The organism is Clostridium mobile (assembly GCF_018918285.1).
GTDB classification, from domain to species: Bacteria; Bacillota; Clostridia; order Clostridiales; family Clostridiaceae; genus Clostridium_AW; species Clostridium_AW mobile.
On the sequence record NZ_JAHLQF010000002.1, the window covers coordinates 268,714 to 289,481 of the forward strand.

Consider the following 20,768-nt stretch of genomic DNA (forward strand, 5'->3'; position numbering starts at 1 on the left):
ATAAATATGAACTCTTATAAGTAAGCAAACGTAATAATGTGTTTTTAGTGTGAAGGAGGATTAGATTTATGCATTGTGTTAGAAATATAACTGAAGATCTTTATTGGGTTGGTGGCAACGATCGCCGACTTGCTCTCTTTGAAAATATTCATCCCATTCCAAGGGGTGTTTCATATAACTCTTATTTACTTTTAGATGAGAAGACAGTGCTCTTTGATACGGTGGACTGGTCAATATGTCGTCAGTTCCTTGAAAATATTCAAGGAGTTCTAGGGGACAGACCTTTAGATTACATGGTAATCAACCATATGGAGCCTGATCATGCAGCATGTATTGAAGAGATTGTTCTTCGTTATCCGGATGTAAAGATTGTATGTACTGAAAAAGCTTTTATGTTCATGAATCAGTTTGGTTTCCGTATAGATGGCAAAATAATAGAAGTAAAAGAAGGGGACACAATGTCCTTTGGAAAACATAACGTTGTATTTGTGTCTGCTCCAATGGTACATTGGCCAGAAGCTATGGTGACATACGATACTACCGACGGCATATTATTTTCCGCTGATGCCTTTGGCTCTTTCGGTGCATTAGATGGTAAGCTATTTAATGATGAGTTAAACTTTGATAGAGATTGGATTGATGATGCCAGAAGATATTATACAAATATTGTAGGCAAGTATGGCCCTCATGTTCAGGCTCTATTAAAGAAGGCAAGCACTATAGACATCAAGATTATATGTCCTCTACATGGACCAGTATGGCGTAATGATTTCGGGTACTTATTAGATAAATACGACAAGTGGAGTCGATATCAGCCTGAGGAAAAGGGCGTAATGATAGTTTATGGAACAATGTACGGAAATACAGAAGCCGCTGCCAACGATTTGGCAACAAGGCTAGTGAAAAAGGGAATGACTAATGTGGTTATGTATGATGTTTCAAAAACTCATGTGTCCTATTTGATTTCTGAAACATTCAAATATAGTCATGTGGTGCTTGCATCAGTAACTTATAACTTAAATATTTATCCACCAATGTTAAATTATCTAATGGATATGAAGGCGTTAAACCTTCAAAAACGTACTTTTGCTTTAATAGAAAATGGTTCCTGGGCTCCTCAATCCGGTAAACTTATGCGTGAACTTTTAGATGATATGAAAGAAATGAATGTGTTAGACAGCGACATATCAGTAAATTCCAGCATGAAAGAAGAAGATGGAGACTCAATGGACGCTCTAGCTGACAGCATCATAGAATCAATGAAGTAGTTTTGAAGAAGTAAATTTAAAAGACATGTATCTTACTCTGTAAGTAGGAGCATCATATTATAACAATAAACCTTCTGTCCATGCAATATATGGATAGGAGGTTTTTATTTTAAAAAGAAGGAAGCTAAAATAATAGAAGTTGCTTATTTAAGAGAGAAAGAAAGACTTAAAGATTTGACATATAGCTGACTTGTCAACTATAATATTGTAAAATAAAGATGGTGATAAATATGAAAAACATATACGAAGAATTTGGAAGATGGATATCCATATTATATAGACAGTTTCAGATATTTATAAATAATGAATTAAAGGACTTAAATATAACATCAGGTGAATATATATATTTAATAAAACTCTATGAAAACAAAGAATTGACTCAAGAGGATTTAGCTGAAATATATTATATCGATAAGGCAGCGATAACAAGGAGTATAAGTAGCCTTGAGGATAAAGGATATATAAAAAGAGTAAAAAATGAAAGTGACAAAAGATCATATAAAATACAAGTTACAGAAAAGGCTTTAATGGTTAAACACAGGATATACAATGCATTAAAGTCTTGGGATGATTTGATTTCATCAGATGTAAATGATGGAGAATTAAAAATGGTATCTGATATATTAAAGAATATGTCAGTAAAGGCACTGAATAGAGATTAATAAAGGTGGATGATGTTTGTGAAAATAAGTAAGAAGTACAGGGGAATCGTATTTTCATGTCTTGCTGCTGTATTTATATCTGTGCCCATTGCATTTTTTATGGTAATAATAAATTATGGATTTAGAGCAGGTTTCTTCATGGCATTTTTAAAATCTTCATTGGTAGGTACAGCCATTTCTGTGCCATTAGCTAATATACTTATTCCAGTGGCGGACAAGATAGTAAATAAGATAGTGGAGGAGTAGTAACAGCTCCTTGGTTAAAAATTATAGAAAACACAAAAAAATAAGGTTATAAAATAATTGCATCTGTATAGACTAATGCAATTATTTTTACATTTTGGAGGACAACTAATGATTACAGGTGAATTAAAAAGCAAAATAGATAGAATATGGGAAGATAGATACAACACTTCAGTATGCAATGGCTGATGATACAGTGTGAAATTTTGTAAATGACTTTCTAGCGGGAGATATTTCAAGAGGTGAGATTATTAATGAATGATATTCAAAAAAATGATTTGTTTTATGTCTGTTGTCTTATAGAATTTATAGGTAGAAAAAGTAAAAATAGAAGATCAACAATTGTTCAAATATTAGGTAAAAAAGAGCTAGCTAGACAATTAGATATTGCGGAAGTTAATCATTGTCTATCATTTGAGCAAGTTTCAGATGAAATATCAGATTTCGATTCATCTGTTTATTATAGCAATCCAGAGTATTTAAAGTATTCTTATTTAGAAGAAAAATTATTGGAGTAATGGGATTTTATTTATTTACATTTAAAGTCAAATAGAGATTTATATACAAAATGAATAGCTGTGAAAAAGTGGATTCTTGAGAATTCACTTTTTTTCTTTGTTATGTGTAATATACATAGCTAGTGCATGTATTATTAAGTAGATAGAAGTTATCAAGGGTAATTTATGGTAAAATATGGTTGAAGGAAATTGTAGTAAGGAGTACAATACTAATTACAATCATACTAAAATATATTAGCATCTTAGTAGATGCAGGAGAGGGGGAATATTAGAAATGTCAAATACTACACCAACTAAACAAACTGGAATGAAGAAAACTCTTTCTCTATGGAACTTTTTTACCATAGGATTTGGGGCTATTATTGGAACAGGATGGGTTTTGTTGGTTGGAGACTGGATGATTATAGGAGGAGGGCCTTTAGCTGCAATAATTGCATTTGTTATAGGTTCAATATTTTTACTCCCTATAGGGGCAGTTTTTGGTGAATTGACAGCTGCTATTCCTGTTTCTGGTGGTATAGTGGAATATGTTTCACGTACTTTTGGAAACAAGGCATCATATTTTACTGGATGGTTTCTTGCTTTAGGAAATGGTATTCTTTGTCCTTGGGAAGCTATTGCTATTTCATCTTTAGCTGGAGAGTTTATTCCTGCACTTAAGGTCTTCCCGTTGTATGAAATTATGGGAGCTACAGTATATCTTCCTACTTTACTTATAGCAATTATATTTGCATTTTATGTTATTCGATTAAATTTTAAAGGTGCTTCTGCGGCTGCAAAGCTTCAAGGATTTTTAACCAAGCTATTACTTGCAGGTATGGCAAGTGCTATGGCGGTTTCTTTATTTAGAGGAGGTCCTAGCAACATGCAACCTATATATAAGGGAGCAGCTTCAGGTAAAAGTATATGGATGGGTATTCTTCCGGTTTTAGTTATGACACCATTTTTTTATGCAGGATTTGATACTATACCACAACAAGCTGAGGAAGCAGCAGAGGGATTGGATTGGAATAAATTTGGTAAAGTTATTAGTATGGCATTGCTTGCTGCTGGTGTATTTTATGTAATTTGTATATATTCCTTTGGTACAATAGTTCCTTGGGAACAATTTGTTACTTATAATATACCTGCTTTAACTATTTTATCAGTAATTGGTCTTAGGGTATTTTCAAAAGTAATGATGTTTATTGCTATTATGGGACCATTAGGCCCTATGAATTCTTTCTTTGGAGCTACTACTAGGATTTTACTAGCAATGGGACGTAAAGGACAGTTGCCGGAAAAGTTTGGACAATTAGATAAAAAGAATGGAACTCCCAAAGCTGCTAATACTTTAATGGCAATGCTTACTATAATAGGTCCATTTTTAGGTAAGAATATGTTAGTACCATTAACTAATGTTAGTTCATTAGCATTTATATTTGCTTGTTTTATGGTTAGCGCTGCTTGTCTACGTATGAGAAGAACAGAACCTGATATTCCAAGACCTTATAAGGTTCCAGGAGGCAAAATTGGAATATCATTAGCCTGTGTTACATCATTTATAATTATAGCGCTATTGGTTATCCCTGGTAGCCCCGCATCTTTAAATACCGTTGAATGGGTTATTGTAGCTGCTTGGTTTTTAATAGGGCTTACATTTATGTTACTTAGAAATAAGAAAGTAGAAAAGATAGAAAACAAAAGCAGTACCTTAAATTAGTTATTAAAATAGCTTACAATACTTAAATTTAAATAATTTTAATGTTAGGGGGACATATTATGAGTAAAATTGCTTTTATGGGTGGTTTATTAATTGATGGAACTGGTAAGCAACCAGTAGAAAATTCACTATTGCTTGTGAATGATAAGAAAATTGAATATGCTGGTCCAATGATAGATGTAGGTGAAGATTATGAAAAAATTCATATTACAGGAAAAACAATTATGCCTGGCTTAATTGATAGCCATCTTCATTTTAGTGGAAATAGAACTGATGATGATTCTGATTGGATACTTGAACCTGTTATACAAAAGACAATTGTTGCTGTGGCGCAGGCTCGTGAAGCATTAGAACATGGATTAACCTCTGTAGGTGAAATTTCACGTTCGGGTATATATATCCGTGACATGATTGAAGAAGGTGTTATTCCTGGACCTCGTGTAGTTACATCTGGACTTGGCTTCTGTAGAACGGCAGGACATGGTGACTCTCATAGATTACCATTAGATTATAATAATGCTTCCCATCCTTGGGCTGAACGTGTTGATGGTCCTTGGGATTTACGTAAAGCAGTAAGAAGAAGACTTCGTGAAAATCCAGATGCTATCAAAATATGGTCAACAGGAGGAGGAATATGGAGGCATGATGCAAAGGCTGACTCTCATTATTGCTTAGAGGAGATTCAAGCAGTTGTTGATGAATGCAATATGGTAGGACTACCTGTTTGGTCTCATGCTGAAGGTTATGGCGGTGCATTAGATTCCTGTAAAGCAGGAGTATCTGCAATAATTCATGGGCAAGAGCTAAATGAAGAATGTTTGGAAATAATGAAGGAAAAAGATATTACTTTCTGCCCAACTCTTCAGTTCTTTTATGAATGGTTTACAGTATATGAGCCACCATATAGGGCGATTCATGATCAGTATCCAGGTAATACAACTGCAGAAAAAGAGCTTAATCGTATAGTTAGCAACCTACAAAATGCAAATAAAAAGGGAATCAGAATTACCGTTGGATCAGATTCTTTCTGCAGTAGCTTAACCCCATACGGAAAATATGCTATTACTGAGATGTATACACTTAACAAATCAGGATTAACAGAAATGGAAACAATTTTAGCTGCTACTAAAAATGGTGCTGAAATGCTTAGAATAGATGATATTACAGGTACTCTTGAAAAAGGTAAATTTGCTGATCTTCTTGTTATTGGTGGTAATCCATTAAAAGATATTCATAATATTGCTACTGAAAAAATGGAAGTTATTATGAAGGAAGGTAAGTTTGTTAAAAGAAAATAATAATGTAATATCTAAAGAAAAGGTAAGGATTAATTTTAAAGTTAACAAGGATAAGTGAAAAATAAGAGCTTCAGGTGAGGAAATAATCATCTGAAGCTTTTTTATTCGCTTATATTTTACTAACAAAAAATGTTCAAGTTTTTGCAAGAGGCCTGACACCTAGACAGTATTATAAAGATGGAGTACAATCAATATGGCAATATGAAATAGGGATGTGATATATTGATTAATGATATGGACTCATTAATACAGCAGCGACAGATGAAAGCAAAGCAAAAACAAAAAAATCAAATTCCATATGCAATTAGCATTTTTATAGTTGCATTAGCTATCTGTGTATTTCTTTGGAAATATAATCATAACTATGTTTGTTACTGGGTTATAGGTATTGGATTTGGTATTGTATTAAGATATTCTAGATTTTGCTTTTCAGCAGCACTTAGGGATTTTATTGTTTTGCGAAATACAAAGCTTTTAAAAGGTTTACTATTGGCTATGATGGTAAGCACTGTAGGTTTTGGGGTAATTCAATATACCTATCTTAAAAATAATCCCATAGATTATATACGTATTCCAGGCACTATAACTTCAGTAGGTTCTCATATTGCAATAGGAGCATTTATATTTGGAATTGGGATGACTATTGCTGGAGGCTGTAGTTCGGCAGCTCTTGTGAGAATTGGAGAGGGACATGCCTTTCCATGGGTAGTTTCATTAGGATTTATAATAGGGAATCTTTTAGGGGCCAAGAATTATTCATTTTGGTATGACAAAATTATTAGTAATGCAAAAGTAATTTACTTTCCAGAATATGTAGATTTTAAAATTGTAGTTATACTTCAATTAGTTGTTTTAATGATTTTATATAAGATAGCAAGTCGGTATGAAAATAAAAAATTAAAAAAAACATGAGGGAGGAGTATATATGGCAGTAAGAGAACTTGATTGCCTATATGAACCGTGTCCAATTCCGCTAATTAAGGCAGTTAAGGAATTAAAAACAATGCAATGTGGAGATATTTTAGTTTTGCGTTCAGATCAAAGTTGTATTGAAGTTATCGTAGAAGAATGGGGACAGCAAAATAATCACTTAGTAAGAGTAGTGGATTTAGAGGATGGAGAATGGGAAGTTTATATTCAAAAGCCATGATAATATAGGAGATGATTAAAAATATGATTGAATGGTTAAAAAAACCCTGGCCATACTGGGCTGGAGGTACATTATTAGGCATTTTCAATGTAATTTTATTGGGGATAACTGGAACTCCATGGCATATAAACACTGGTTTTCTTACATGGGGTATAGGAATATTAGATCTCATTGGTGTTAAGGCATATAAATGGGAGTTTTTTAAAATATTTGATTATACATATGAAGATATAATTTTAAATCATAATTTATTTATTAATAAGTATACTATTTTAAATATTGGTATAATTATAGGGGCTTTAATTGCAACATTGTTATCATCTCAATTTAAGTTAAAAAGGTTAAAGGGGAAAAAGCAGACTATTCTTGCACTTGTGGGTGGAATTATTATGGGCTATGGAGCTAGACTTACTTCTGGCTGCAATATTGGAAGTTTTTTCAGTGGAATACCATCCTTTTCTTTACATGCGTGGGTTTATTGGATTTTTGTTGTTTTAGGATCTATAGCAGGAACTAAAATTTTATCTAAATATTTAATTTAGGAGGAAGTTATATCCTCCTATTTTTTTAACAAAATGTTCTCTTATTAGAAGTTATAAAATCTGCAAACATCTGCTCATATTCGTCAAATGCATAATTTTTTCTATAGGCAAGGTAGTAATTAAATTCTATTTTAATCTCATCCATGGTAATATGTTTAAGAAGACCTTTTTTTAATTCATTTTTAACTATTATTTTAGGTAAAAATGACACTCCTTTCCCGGCTAGTATAGAAGATTTAATAGCCTCTGGAGAATTTAGAGAATAAATAACATTTAAATCTTCTAATAAAACACCTTTTTCTTGAAAAGCATTTTTTACTAAGTGTCTTGCATTGGAGCTTTCCTCTCTCAATATAAGAGGCAATTTCTTTAATTCTTCTATAGTAATATGCTCTATGTCTTCATTATTATTTCCAACTAAAATCAACTCATCTGAAGTTAGATATTCAATATCTAGGCTATTTTCTTTTGGATCATCTTGAATAATTCCTATGTTAATGGAATGGTCACATAATTTTTTTATAACTTCATATGAATTATTAACTTCCATATTTATATCTAGTTCCTTATGGAGTTTTTTAAAGACAAATATAGTGCAAGGAAGAGCATACTCTCCTATGCTTTTACAGGAACCAATAAGTAACTTTGGCCTATCCTGTTGTAAATTTTTAAGATCCCTTTCTATATTGTCTTTAATAGATAATATAGTATCGGCATAGTTAAATACAATCTTTCCTTCCTCTGTTAGTTTAACACCTTTGTTACTTCTTATTAAAAGACTTGTCCCAAGTTCTTTTTCTAAATTTTTAAGTTGCATACTAAGTCCAGGTTGAGTAAGGTGAAGATGAAAAGCAGCTTTTGATATACTATTATACTTTACGGTTGTATAAAATGACTGAAGATACTCAAGATTCACATTGTCACATCCTTAAATTTAAAATAATACATATCCTTTAATAGTCTATATTGTATCATTAGTTCTAATAAAAATGAATACAAGTAGCTATTTTGATTAGTAATTTTATAACTTAAGGATTTATTATGCAGTGTAACATAATTATTTGTTATGTAGTATAACGAACAATTATAATAAAAACCTATATCCATATATTATAATTAATATGAACATTGGGATAAAATTAACAATGTTATATTTATTTTACTGTGAAAAGATTTAGTGAATTGATATTGTAGTTTTTGTAAGATTAAATTAAAATATGAAAACTTAATAAGAAAGGGGGAGTAATGGTGAAGAAAAAAACAATAGGTGAAAGGATGTTAACTGGTGTAACAGTAATTATTATTTTAGTAATATGGTTCATTACCACAGAATTAGGATTGGTTGATGAAAAACTAGTACCATCTCCTCAATTGGTATGGGATGCATTAGTTGATATTATGGAAAATGGATATAAAAACTATACACTGCTTGAGCATCTAGGGGCAAGTATGAATAGACTTATTAGTGCCTTTTTTTCTGCTATGATAATTGCTATTCCTTTAGGACTTGCAAGTGGGTATAGTTCAAAGCTTAGAGCAATTTTTGAACCTATTATAGAATTTTATAGACCGCTTCCACCATTAGCCTATTATACACTTTTAGTTCTATGGATGGGAATTGAAAATGAATCTAAGATTGCACTTCTATTTTTAGCTTGTTTTGCACCAATTTATATTTCATGTGTATCAGCGGTTATAAAAATAAAAGAGGATTACATAAATAGTGCTTATACAGTAGGTGCAAATAAAATGCAAATATTTATGCATGTAATATTTCCGGCATGTTTACCTGATATTTTTACAGGGTTAAGAACAGCTTTAGGTGTTGCTTACACTACTTTGGTATCTGCTGAAATGGTTGCGGCAAACTCTGGTATAGGTTGGATGGTATTGGATTCAAGCCGTTATCTGAGAAGCGATATTATATTTTTGGGAATTATTATAATGGGGATTACAGGTATTTTATTAGACAAAAGTATACAGTTTATTGAAAATAAAATTGTTCCTTGGAAAGGAAAAGAATAAAAATATAACTCAGGAGTGATAAAAATGAATTTTAAAAAGATCTTAGCTAATGTTGCAATGGTAGCTATAACGGCAACATTATTTGCAGGATGTGCAGCATCAAAAAAGCCTGTAGACAGTGCAAAAAATGATGGAACTTCATCAAACTTACCTAAGGTAGTAAACATAGGTACGCAGCAAATGCCTAATGATGAAAAAATCGCCATAGCAAAAGACTTCTTTGAAGAAGAGCTTGGAGTTAAAGTTAAGGTTATTGAATTCCAAGCAGGGGATATAAGAAACGCTCTTGTTTCAAAAGATATTGACTTTGCCTTACTTGGTTCAGCTTCCGCAACACAGGGTATTGCAAGTGGCATTGACATAGAAACAATTTGGATACATGAAGTTCTTGGAGATGCAGAACAATTAGTTGTTAAAAATAATTCAAATATTAATTCTATAAAGGATCTTAAAGGAAAAAAAATTGGAACACCATATACTACAACAACACATTATAGCTTATTAAAGGCTTTAGAGTTAAATGGTATGTCTGAAAAAGATATAACACTACTTGATATGCAAATGCCTGATATATATGCAGCATGGCAAAGAGGGGATATTGATGCAGCTTACGCATGGGAACCAACACTTTCTAGTCTTTTAAAAGATGGGAAAAGTTTAATTTCAAGTAAAGACATGGCGGAAAAAGGCGTTATTACATCTAATGTAGAAGTTGTTAGAAGAGAGTTTGCTGAAAAATATCCAGATCTTGTAACAAAGTATATCAAGGCTGTAAACAAAGCTGTCAATCTATATAATGAAAATCAAGCAGATGCTATTAAAATACTTTCAGATTCTTTAGAAATTACACCAGAAGAAGCATTAAAGCAAACAAAAGGTTCTATTTGGCTTACTGCTGAACAGCAATTAGATCCTGCTTATTTTGGGACAAGCGATAAAAAGGGTAACTTAGTAAAATCATTAAAAGATACAGCTGATTTCCTATACAAGCAAAAGAATCTTAAAACAGAACCTCAGCTGGATACTTTTGAAAAAGCGGTAAACCCATCATTTATAGAAAAGGCTTTAAAATAATTTATAGATGAGTTTAACAAAGCTTAAAGCAATGTGATAGAAATGGAGAGTTTTGCATGGGTGAAATAGCAAAAGATAAAACAGACTATGTGGTAACAATAAGAGATATAGACTTAAGATATAGTGGTGAAAAAGGTGATGTTACTGCTCTTCAAGATATAAATTTAAATATTAAAGAAGGGGAATTTATATGTGTACTTGGCCCATCTGGCTGCGGTAAAAGTACCTTATTAAAGATTATTGCAGGTTTTCTTCAGCCATCAGAGGGAGAGGCTAGAATGGATAACAGCCCTATTAGTGGGCCGGATTGGCATAGAGGAGTTGTTTTTCAAAGCCCTACCTTATATCCATGGCTGAATGTTTATGATAATGTTGCTTTTGGCTTAAAGATGAGGAAATTTTCAAAAGGGGAAATTAAAGAATTAACCAATAAATATCTAGAACTTGTTGGTTTAAAGGGATTTGAAAAACATAAGCCCTATGAACTTTCTGGAGGTATGAAACAAAGAGCTTCTCTTGCAAGGGTTTTAGTAAATAAACCTAGAATGATTTTAATGGATGAACCCTTTGGAGCATTAGACGCTTTAACAAGGCAAAATATGCAAAAATTAACAAGAACTGTTTGGACTAAGACAAAGAATACTGTTTTCCTCATTACCCATGATGTTGATGAAGCTTTAGCGCTTGCAACAAGGGTTATTGTAATGTCAAACAGACCAGGTAGAATAATTAAGGAATTTAATACAGACTTTACACATGATATTTCAGAGGAAAATTATGAAGAGACGAGATATACACCTAAATATATGAATGTTAGAGAAGAAATCTTAAAAATTATCAATAGCCAAAGTTGATAAATAAGATTTCCCTAAAAATATATAAAGTATTTATAAAGTAACATATTAGGATTGATAAAAATTCTACTATATGTTGCTTTATTTTTTGGATTAAAAATACTTTTATTACCAATTGCCTGGTGGTATGCATAGGTTGAAAATATGCATTGAAAGAATTTTTTACATGAAAAGAATGGCTTTTACTGCTTTATTGCTTGATTTAAAAAATATTCTTGAACATGAACCTATAAACATGTGTTATGTTGTATAACACTTATTTATTATGAAAATGTATAAATCCGTATTATAATTAACATAGAGATTGAGATAAATTTAACGAGCTACATAAAAGCTGAGTTATAAATAAAAATTAAACTATGGAGGGGTAAAAATGAGTAAAAAGTATTTAATAGTAGGTGGAGTTGCAGGTGGTGCATCTACAGCAGCAAGATTAAGAAGATTAGGGGAAGAAGATCAAATAATAATGTTCGAAAGAGATCCCCACGTATCCTTTTCAAACTGCTGTCTACCATATCATTTAAGTGGAACAGTAGAGAAGGCAGAAAGTCTAGTACTTATGCACCCAGATAAGTTTTTAGCACAATACAATATAGATGCTAGAGTTCATAATGAGGTTATAGCTATAGATAGAGCAAAAAAAGAAGTGACAGTTAAAAATACATTAACTGGAGAAGAGTACACTGAAAGCTATGACAAATTAATATTATCTCCAGGTGCAAATGCTATAGTTCCTCCTATAAAAGGAATTGAAGATGTAAAAGTATTTACAGTAAGAAATGTTGTAGATATAGACAAGCTAAACAAATCTGTAAAAGCAATGGGAATAAGCAATATTTCAGTAATTGGAGGAGGATTTATAGGAGTTGAAGTTGCTGAGAATTTAAGAGAAGCAGGACATAATGTAACTCTAATTGAAGCGCTTCCTCATATTATGAAACCTTTTGACTATGATATGGCTCAGATTCTTCACAAAGAAATGCATGATAAGGGTGTAAATCTAATTGTTGGAGATAAAGTAAGTGCCTTTGAAAAAGATATTGTTGTTTTAGAATCTGGTAAGAAAATAGAAGCAGGGGCAGTAGTTATGGCTATTGGTGTAACTCCAGAAACTTCACTAGCAGCTAAAGCTGGTCTTGAACTTGGAGAAACCGGAGCTATAAAGGTAGATCAGAATTATATAACTAGCGACAAAGATATATATGCAGTTGGAGATGCTATTGAAGTATACCATGCTTTAACTGGAAAGATAACTAGATTACCATTAGCTGGACCTGCTCAAAAACAAGCAAGACAAGTTGCTGACCATATTCATGGAAGAATTATAAGAAATACAGGCTTTATAGGATCATCAGTAGTAAAATGTTTTGATTATAATGCAGCTTCAGTAGGTTTAAATGAAGAAATGATAGAATCACTTAAATTAGATATTAATTATGAAGTAGCTAAAGTAATTCCAGGAGATAAGGTTGGCCTAATGCCAGGATGTGAACCACTTCACTTTAAGTTGATTTTCGAAGTAACAACAGGAAAAGTATTAGGTGCTCAAGCAATTGGTAGAGGAAGTGTAGATAAGAGAGTAGATATAATTGCTACAGCTATTAAATTTGGAGCAACAGTGGACGACTTAAGAGACCTAGAATTATGCTATGCTCCACCATTTGGAACTGCTAAGGACGTAGTTAATTTTGCAGGGTATGTTGCTACTAACCTATTGCATGGTGAATTCAAACAAGTAAGAGAAAAGGATATAAGAGGCTTAGTTGAAAAAGGAGCTTGCATAATAGATGTAAGAGAAAAAGATGAGTATGAATTAAGTCATATAATTGGAGCTAAAAACATACCACTTAGTGAAATAAGACAAAGAATAAATGAAATACCTAAAGATGAACCAGTATATCTACACTGCAGAAGTGCTCAAAGAAGCTATAACGCATTAATGGCACTTAAACACTTAGGATACGAAAATGTTTATAATGTTTCCGGTGGATTTATGGGAATATCCTTCTATGAGTATTTCAATGATGAGACAAAAGGAAGAGAAAAAATAGTTACAGATTATAATTTCCTATAGGATGAACTTAAGTGCAAGTCTAATTACAGTTTAACTAACAGGGTTAGGCTTGCACAAAAAATTAAAAATTAGAAATAAGGAAGTGGAAGGAATATGAGTAACTCAACAGAAATAGTAACTAAATCAAGTCCTGCCAAGGGAAGGGCTACAAAGGCAACTATAAATAAGACACAGGCATTTGTTGGATTTGCAATTTTAATAGCTATGCTTGCTTTTGCCGCATTGCAATCTGAAAAGAATCCAAAATTAGGATTGTTTTTAATAACTGGACTAGCAATTGGATATTTAATGCAAAGATCAAGATTTGGATTTGCAGGGGGGGTAAGAAGGCTATATGTAACTGGAGAATCAAGCTTAACAAAAGCATTACTGTTTTTGCTTACCATCTCATTAATAATGACAGCAGCATACCACTATGGTTCATATCTTAATGGTGCTCAGGTTGCCTATAAAGCTGCAGAGGGAGCTAAGATAATAGCAGGAACTCAAAATGTTGAACCCATTAGTCTTTTAGCTATATTAGGTGGAATAGTATTTGGTATAGGTATGATGCTAGGTGGAGGATGTGCTTCTGGAACGCTTACAGACGTAGGTGAAGGTGAAGGAAGAGCATTAATAGTTTTATTCTTTTTTGTAACAGGATCAGTATGGGGAGCACATGATCTGGCTTGGTGGAAAAGTACTTTCCTTAATTCTTGGAGTGAAAGGGTTTATTTGCCAGAGGTTTTTGGTTATATGGGAGCTATAATAATTTCATTATTAGGATTTTTAGGAATTTATGTTTTTGCAAAATGGTATGAAAATAAGAGAAAAAGAGAAAATACGCTTATTCCATTAGAATACGCAGAGTGGGAAAAAGAATTAGAAGAACCAGCTACATACAAGTTCTTTAGCAAAGAAACTTATCACAAGTTCTTTGTAAAAAGATGGTCTTTTTATACTGGAGCAGTACTTTTATCAGTTATGTTTATGGTAGTATTACTTTCATCAGGTAAGAGCTGGGGAGTAACTTCTACTTTTGTACACTGGGGAGCTTGGATATATGAATCAGTAGGATTAATTGATGTTTCAAACTGGTCTTATTTTGCCAAGGATATGAAGACTATAAACGCAGGGTTTATGAACGATCCAGGTTCAATGAGAAACTTAGGAATAATTGTAGGTGCTTTAATATCTCCATTATTAGCAGGACACTTCTCATTTAAGAGAGGCTTTAAATTTAAAGATATTATTTTCTATGCAATAGGTGGAATACTTATGGGATACGGTGCAAGGCTTTCAACTGGATGTAATATAGGAGCGTTGTATTCAGCAATATGTAATTTATCCTTATCAGGATGGACATTTATGATAGCTTTAACTATTGGAGGAATAATTGGAGTGGACTTAGTTAAGAAGTTTAATATTTCAATGTAATTTTATATTGAAATTATATAATAGATTTTTATGATAGGAATAACAAAGAATGGTCTATATCTTACTTTTAAATGGTATTGTAAGGTATAGGTTATTCTTTTTTTCTTACATAGATAAAAAAGCTAAGTAAAAAGAAAGCTTCAGGTGAAAAAATAATTCATCTGAAGCTTTTATTTTGATATATTTTCTAGGAAATAATATCATTAGATAAGGAAAGGATTAAATTCATAAGTCTTTATGCAGATAAGGGAAAATAAATGTGATTATGGGTAACAGGTAGCATAATACTGCATAAGGCGCATATGCTGCAGTTGGAATCCCAGTTGTTATAAAAATAAATAATGAATTTACATTCCATGGAATAAGAGGAGCAATAACCATTCCAGTATCTGTTATAGTTCTAGCTAAAGTGGTATTTTCAATTCCTAATTCGCTATACTTGTCCTTTAAAAGTTTTCCAGGAAGTATTATACCAACACTTTGGTCACTTATAGCTGTTAATACACTACTTATAAATCCGGTCTTTAAAATAAGTTCTTCCTTTGACTTAATTCTTAGTGTTATTCTTTTAATTATAGGTATTATAAGTCCTGTTTCTTGAAACAGGCTACTTAGGCTGATTGCACCTGCTATTATAAGCAATACGGATATCATAGATATCATACCACCACTAACTAGCACTGTGTTTAAGTCGACAGAATTGGTGTTTACTCTGTAACCAGTAAATATGACAATAATAATATCATTAAAGTTCGCTTTCTGTAAACCAATTGAAATAATTATTCCAGAAGTTAAGGCTAAAGATACTGATTTTACCATATTCATTCCTAAAAATGACATAATTATAATGCTTAAAGGTAAAAGTAATAATAATGGTGAAACAACAAAGTTTTCATTAATAGCTGAGGCAAGGTTATCTATATTAGAATTTACAAGAACTATACTATATTTTTTTCCTATAAAATAATATAGTAATCCTGATACCAAATAAGCTGGAAGTAAAGTCTTTAGTATGGGTATAAAAGCTTCTTTGTAACTTATTTTTACGGTTTCAAGTGTGAGATTAAAAAGACTTGATATTGGCGAAATTTTATCTGCGATAAAAGCTCCTGAAACTATAGCGCCTAAAAGAATATGGTTAGGAATTTCAAATATTTTTGACAATCCCAGTAATGCAATTCCTATACTACTAATAGTTCCAAATGCTGTGCCCATAAATACTGAAACTATGGATGTAAGAACAAAAGCGGCAAATAGAAAATTCGTTCCCTGCATATATTTAAGTCCATAGTATAACATAGTTGGTACAACTCCTGAAGCCATCCATATAGAAATCATAGCACCAATTAACGCCATTAAAATGAACAGTGATTTATATTCACAAAAACCTTTTTTTATCATATTAAAAAGTTCAGTTATGGAAAATCCACTTTTTATAAATAAGAATGAAGCAACAACTATACTTGAAAGGAAACTATAAAATAGAAATATTCCCGATATAACACAGATGGTAATTGAAATAAGTGTAAATATTAAAATAATATAAGTATATTTTTCAGAAATTTTATTTTCTCCCATATACCCTCCTATATTTTATTAAATTAAATTTTTAACACTTTAGTCATTTAATAAACCATTCCAATATATTTCCCAAGAAATTTGAAATTTTTGATTAAACCTTTCAACGCCACCATATATTAATGCTACTAATAGACCATCTAATAAGGTCATAAAAGAAAGAGTAGCTCTGCTCACCTTATCTGAAAAAACTTTTGTATTTAAAAATAATTCATTTAATAAGTTTTCAAGTTCTAAAAAATATAGCTTAAAATTCTTAAGAACTTTTTCTTTCAAATGGAATGGGGGCATATAACACATACGTAACACAAATTTCATATTGTATTCCTCATTGTTTACATATCGTTCTTTGAATTCTAAAATAAAATCTTCTAAATAACTCTTTAAGTCAGGTTTGTAATGAGTAAAAAAATGGTGTAAAAAATTCATTTCTTCATTAATAACTTCATCCATGACTGTAAGAAACAATTCATCTTTATTTTTGAAATGAGAATAAATTGATTGTTTTTTAATTCCAACTTCTTCAGCAATATCAAAAAGTGAAGTGCCATCATACCCTTTCTCGGTGAAATTTAATAATGCAGCTTTTTTTATTTGTGTAATAGTCATTCAATCATCTCCTTACGACCGTTCGTAAGTTTATTGTATAATGACTATTTTAGAAAGTCAAGCTTTGGTTAATTTGTAAAAATAATGCATAACCTCACCTTATAAAGAGTGTAGAGAATTTTTATGTCCTAAGACTTTACTAAGGAATATAGAGTTTGAAGAGAATAAATACTATTGATTTTGTGTCTTTCTTACTTAACACATCAAAAAGACGTTTTTTGTCCTGTGGTGAAACACAAAAGGCCATCACTTTTGACTGCAAAATGGTGGCCTTTAATCTTTCCTCACACTTCGGAGCAACTTACCATGAAATAAATTATTTTGTTTACCGTGGTGAGCACAGCTTGTGGGGGATTGGGCCGAAGTTATCTATTTGAGTAAAAGTTTATCACGTAACTTATATCAGTGAATGAAGGTATTCAAGTATATCATCACGGTGGTGTTATTCACCGGCTAAGGAAATCAGAAAATCCATCACATCATCAGAAACTTCATAATAGTAGGTCAAATATTCGGAGGGAACTGGAAAGTTCTTTACAGTATCAGGCGATACCTGCATCATAATCATATGCGTATCTTTGTAAACCGTAATATCAAATAGTTTTTCCAGTGACCCGTTGTTATATCTTGCGGCAGGCGTTTTATAGGATGTGATAATGTATTGTGGTTCATATTCTTTCAATTTTTCTTGTATTTCTTCCTGCTGGTCTGTGTATTCCATAGGATCAATGCATAATTTATTGAACTGGAACAATGTTTCTTTGTTCTCAATGGTGTTAATCAATGCTTTATCTGCCGCATATACCTCTAGCCTCGAAAGCCGTTGTAAATCTTCGGCGGTATATTCTTTATTGTTTGTGGAGGCTCCAGTGGTATATTCTTTATTGGAACACCCACTCAAAATCATAATCAATAATGATAAAACCACAAGCATAATTATCTTTTTATTCATTTTGAATTCCTACCTTCCATCAATAATTTGCAAACAGTTACCAGCAAGGCACAGAACAATGCTATAATTGGCATAACCGGGCTCCAAGCGTTTACGACAATACCTATTACCACAGCAATGGCGGTTACAGGCAATGCAACATAAACCCATGCAAACCTACCCCTGCTGCTTTTCGTTTCTATATACTCTGCGTTCCGAGCAATCATGTTTTCCGCCTGCATAAACAAACCAGCCAAAATGAAAAGTGCTATCCATAACGCATTGATAACCCATGACAAAGCGATGCCAATATTGCTGCCAAGAAAGTTCATTGTTACCAACGTAATTCCTGGACCGAGAACCAAGAGGATAACACCTGCGATAATCATTACAACATATCGCTTACGGTTTTTTTCATATTCCATGCGAAAATCTTTGATAATTGCATCATCAAAGAGTAGTTGTTTTTTTGCAATCTCTTTGTAACGTTTGGGCTGAAATATATGCCATACCAATACAGCAATACCTAAAACCATAGTAATCCAATATGGCAATAGTGCGATTTCTTTATCAGGAATAACACTGATGAATAGATTACATAGAATAATCAGACTAACGCCTATTGTAATCCGCTTTGCTCCTTGACGCTTATAGGACAGAAAGCCATTTATCATTTCACGGCTAACATAATATCCTATGTCCTGTTGTTTTTCATCAGTGGAACCCTCTTTTAACAGGTAGTCTAAGGTAACACCGAATATAGTGCTAATCTGCAATAGCTTATCTGTTTCCGGCATCCCTTTATCACTTTCCCATTTGCTGACAGCTTGTCGTGAAACATCTAAGTGTTGAGCAAATTCTTCTTGAGAATAGCCATGCTCTTTTCTAAGAGCTTTTAATTTTTGACCAAATGTCAATAACCTCACCCCTTTCTGTATTTCATTATAGATAATATATCGGAGGTACACAACCAACTTGGCGTTTCCTCGTGTCAACTTGAAGTTGCATTATAAAAATATAAAGGAAATGACTATCTTAAACAATGAAATAGATGAAAAGCACATGTATTTTTTATTAATTCATAGGATTAAATACATGTGCTTTATTTTAATATTTACTATCTATAATTTTTTTATATTCTATTTATAATTGTATTTTTAAAATATAATTTATCCGATGACTACCATCCGTAATACTCCCATCGTACTTTGTGAAAGCGATTCACATAAAATCAAAGATTTTAGTTCTCTGATTTTCTACAAGTGAGAAATATTAGAACTGTTGACCCTAACATCACGTCATAGTGTAATATAAAAATGAGCTTGAATATATTAACAAAAACTCATGGTCGGCGGAGTGTTAGATAGTATTAATAGCTTTAAAAGTGAACTACTACCACTTACTTTGTTGAAGTGATAGCTTCGTGGTCAATATTCCTATTGGAACAAGTTTACTCACGCTCAAAAGGTCGAACCAACCTCGTTATAATACCAAAATTACATTACTAATTTCAGTAGATTTTTACTAGCATTTATATCTCTATCATGGTACGTACCACAATTAGGACATATCCATTCTCTAAGTGCAAAGTTCTTTACTTCTATATTTTTATAGCCACATTCAGAACATAATTGAGAACTAGCATAATTGCTGGGAGCTATTATAAGCTCTCTCCCATACCAATCCGATTTATACTCTAACATTGCTCTAAATTCTGACCAACTTACTTCGCCTATTACTTTAGCCAACTTTTTGTTTTTCATCATATTCTTTACTTTCAAGTCCTCAATAACTATAGATTGATTCTCTCTAATAAGTTTAGTTGAGAACTTGTGCAAGAAGTCTTTTCTCTGATTAGATATTTTCTCATGTAACTTAGCCACCTTTAGTCTAGCTTTTTCCCTATTATTACTACCTTTTTGTTTCCTTGATAAGTCCCTTTGTAACTTTGCTAACCTCAATTCAGATTTCCTAAACCATTTAGGATTAGGTTCTTTATGACCGTTAGAACATATTGCAAAATCCTTTAATCCAACATCAATACCTATCTTTGTATCAATTTTCTGTAACTTTATATTTTCTGTATCAGCTAAAATTGATATATAGTATTTTCCACTTGGAGTTTTTGAGATAGTGCAACTTTTGATAAGACCGTTTAGTTTTCTATGTTCTTTTATCTTAATCATAGATTTTAATTTAGGAATTTTAATATATCCATTTTCAATGTATACAGTACCTTTTTGATTATTAGTTGTATAACTATGATAATTACTTTTCTTACTTTTGAATTTTGGAAACCCTACAGACTTATCTCTAAAAAAGTTTTTATATGCCTTGTCTAAGTTTAATTGTTCATTAGCTAATGCAAGACTATCAACTTCTTTAAGCCACTCGAATTCTTTTTTATACTGTGCAGGTGTAGGATACTTAATTTTCTTAACATCCAAATCCTTATTTTCTTCATAGGATTTTATCCTGTCTGCTAACATCTGATTATATATAAACCTACTACAACCAAAAGTTTTTGCTAGATATATTTGTTGTTCTTCATTTGGATAAATTCTATATTTATAAGCTTTTAACATATCCTCACCTCATTTCACACCTTAATTTTCTATATATTTTTTAAGTATATCTATAGTCATGTCACCAATTATTATAATACAATAACTTCTCTTCTATACCTTATAGCTAATACTAATCGATAACACTACCTTTCAGCTAATATAATTGATTATAATTTGTCATACTTGTTGCCTTTCGGCAAGTGCTATTCATCTACCACTTATAGAAGAAGGGAGAATTTCGCACAATTACATTAAAT

At 32.0% G+C, this 20,768-nt stretch carries 20 protein-coding genes; 14 read left to right on the forward strand and 6 right to left on the reverse strand.

Translation table 11 applies throughout. From position 1 onward, the window contains the following. The first annotated feature begins 68 nt into the window (after window positions 1-68). The 9 genes from KQI86_RS07190 to KQI86_RS07230 all read left to right on the forward strand — a co-directional run bounded on the left by KQI86_RS07190 (window position 69) and on the right by KQI86_RS07230 (window position 7,383). Complete coding sequence (locus KQI86_RS07190) at window positions 69-1,268, forward strand: FprA family A-type flavoprotein (RefSeq protein ID WP_216438603.1); 1,200 nt, start codon at window positions 69-71, stop codon at window positions 1,266-1,268. 230 nt (window positions 1,269-1,498) lie between these two features. Beyond that, on the forward strand, window positions 1,499-1,930 hold the full coding sequence (locus KQI86_RS07195) for a MarR family winged helix-turn-helix transcriptional regulator (RefSeq protein WP_216438604.1): 432 nt from the start codon (window positions 1,499-1,501) through the stop codon (window positions 1,928-1,930). Between the two features lie 18 nt (window positions 1,931-1,948). Beyond that, window positions 1,949-2,176: a DUF2798 domain-containing protein gene (locus KQI86_RS20360; RefSeq protein ID WP_216438605.1), complete on the forward strand. Its 228-nt coding sequence runs from the start codon at window positions 1,949-1,951 to the stop codon at window positions 2,174-2,176. Between the two features lie 251 nt (window positions 2,177-2,427). Further along, window positions 2,428-2,691, forward strand: coding sequence for a hypothetical protein (locus KQI86_RS07205; protein WP_216438606.1), 264 nt, complete (start codon window positions 2,428-2,430; stop codon window positions 2,689-2,691). Between the two features lie 274 nt (window positions 2,692-2,965). After that, complete coding sequence (locus tag KQI86_RS07210; protein ID WP_216438607.1) at window positions 2,966-4,393, forward strand: APC family permease; 1,428 nt, start codon at window positions 2,966-2,968, stop codon at window positions 4,391-4,393. A gap of 59 nt (window positions 4,394-4,452) precedes the next feature. Continuing rightward, complete coding sequence (locus KQI86_RS07215; RefSeq protein WP_216438608.1) at window positions 4,453-5,691, forward strand: metal-dependent hydrolase family protein; 1,239 nt, start codon at window positions 4,453-4,455, stop codon at window positions 5,689-5,691. 222 nt (window positions 5,692-5,913) lie between these two features. After that, a complete protein-coding gene (locus KQI86_RS07220) occupies window positions 5,914-6,603 on the forward strand; it encodes a YeeE/YedE thiosulfate transporter family protein (RefSeq protein WP_216438609.1) in 690 nt (229 codons plus the stop codon). A gap of 13 nt (window positions 6,604-6,616) precedes the next feature. After that, the gene (locus tag KQI86_RS07225; RefSeq protein ID WP_216438610.1) at window positions 6,617-6,841 is read left to right on the forward strand and encodes a sulfurtransferase TusA family protein; all 225 of its coding nucleotides are present in this window, start codon (window positions 6,617-6,619) and stop codon (window positions 6,839-6,841) included. Window positions 6,842-6,855: 14 nt separating this feature from the next. Further along, window positions 6,856-7,383, forward strand: a complete 528-nt coding sequence (locus KQI86_RS07230) for a YeeE/YedE thiosulfate transporter family protein (protein WP_216439520.1) — start codon at window positions 6,856-6,858, stop codon at window positions 7,381-7,383. Window positions 7,384-7,408: 25 nt separating this feature from the next. On the opposite strand, the gene KQI86_RS07235 is transcribed toward KQI86_RS07230, so the two are convergent. Further along, entirely contained in the window at window positions 7,409-8,299 is an 891-nt protein-coding gene (locus KQI86_RS07235) for a LysR substrate-binding domain-containing protein (protein ID WP_216438611.1), read from the reverse strand. A gap of 329 nt (window positions 8,300-8,628) precedes the next feature. Between KQI86_RS07235 and KQI86_RS07240 the strand changes: the two genes are divergently transcribed. The 5 genes from KQI86_RS07240 to KQI86_RS07260 all read left to right on the forward strand — a co-directional run bounded on the left by KQI86_RS07240 (window position 8,629) and on the right by KQI86_RS07260 (window position 14,826). Beyond that, window positions 8,629-9,408 (forward strand): ABC transporter permease, encoded by a 780-nt coding sequence (locus KQI86_RS07240; RefSeq protein ID WP_216438612.1) that lies wholly within the window; start codon window positions 8,629-8,631, stop codon window positions 9,406-9,408. 24 nt (window positions 9,409-9,432) lie between these two features. Further along, entirely contained in the window at window positions 9,433-10,482 is a 1,050-nt protein-coding gene (locus tag KQI86_RS07245; RefSeq protein WP_216438613.1) for a taurine ABC transporter substrate-binding protein, read from the forward strand. Between the two features lie 56 nt (window positions 10,483-10,538). Beyond that, complete coding sequence (locus tag KQI86_RS07250; RefSeq protein ID WP_216438614.1) at window positions 10,539-11,336, forward strand: ABC transporter ATP-binding protein; 798 nt, start codon at window positions 10,539-10,541, stop codon at window positions 11,334-11,336. A gap of 373 nt (window positions 11,337-11,709) precedes the next feature. After that, window positions 11,710-13,410: an FAD-dependent oxidoreductase gene (locus tag KQI86_RS07255; protein WP_216438615.1), complete on the forward strand. Its 1,701-nt coding sequence runs from the start codon at window positions 11,710-11,712 to the stop codon at window positions 13,408-13,410. Window positions 13,411-13,569: 159 nt separating this feature from the next. Next, window positions 13,570-14,826, forward strand: coding sequence for a YeeE/YedE family protein (locus KQI86_RS07260; protein WP_216439521.1), 1,257 nt, complete (start codon window positions 13,570-13,572; stop codon window positions 14,824-14,826). A 225-nt stretch (window positions 14,827-15,051) separates the two neighbouring features. Here KQI86_RS07260 and KQI86_RS07265 read toward each other — a convergent pair whose 3' ends face one another. The 5 genes from KQI86_RS07265 to tnpB all read right to left on the reverse strand — a co-directional run bounded on the left by KQI86_RS07265 (window position 15,052) and on the right by tnpB (window position 20,529). Further along, window positions 15,052-16,404, reverse strand: coding sequence for a Na+/H+ antiporter NhaC family protein (locus KQI86_RS07265; protein ID WP_216438616.1), 1,353 nt, complete (start codon window positions 16,402-16,404; stop codon window positions 15,052-15,054). A gap of 39 nt (window positions 16,405-16,443) precedes the next feature. Further along, window positions 16,444-17,013 carry a TetR/AcrR family transcriptional regulator gene (locus KQI86_RS07270; protein ID WP_216438617.1) on the reverse strand — a complete coding sequence of 190 codons (570 nt, stop codon included), beginning with the start codon at window positions 17,011-17,013 and terminating at the stop codon, window positions 16,444-16,446. 442 nt (window positions 17,014-17,455) lie between these two features. Further along, window positions 17,456-17,965 (reverse strand): hypothetical protein, encoded by a 510-nt coding sequence (locus KQI86_RS07275; RefSeq protein ID WP_216438618.1) that lies wholly within the window; start codon window positions 17,963-17,965, stop codon window positions 17,456-17,458. Beyond that, a complete protein-coding gene (locus tag KQI86_RS07280; RefSeq protein ID WP_216438619.1) occupies window positions 17,962-18,861 on the reverse strand; it encodes a helix-turn-helix domain-containing protein in 900 nt (299 codons plus the stop codon). Before KQI86_RS07280 ends, KQI86_RS07275 begins: the two co-directional genes overlap by 4 nt. A 579-nt stretch (window positions 18,862-19,440) precedes the next feature. Continuing rightward, the gene (tnpB, locus tag KQI86_RS07285; protein WP_216438620.1) at window positions 19,441-20,529 is read right to left on the reverse strand and encodes an IS200/IS605 family element RNA-guided endonuclease TnpB; all 1,089 of its coding nucleotides are present in this window, start codon (window positions 20,527-20,529) and stop codon (window positions 19,441-19,443) included. Window positions 20,530-20,768: the final 239 nt, after the last annotated feature.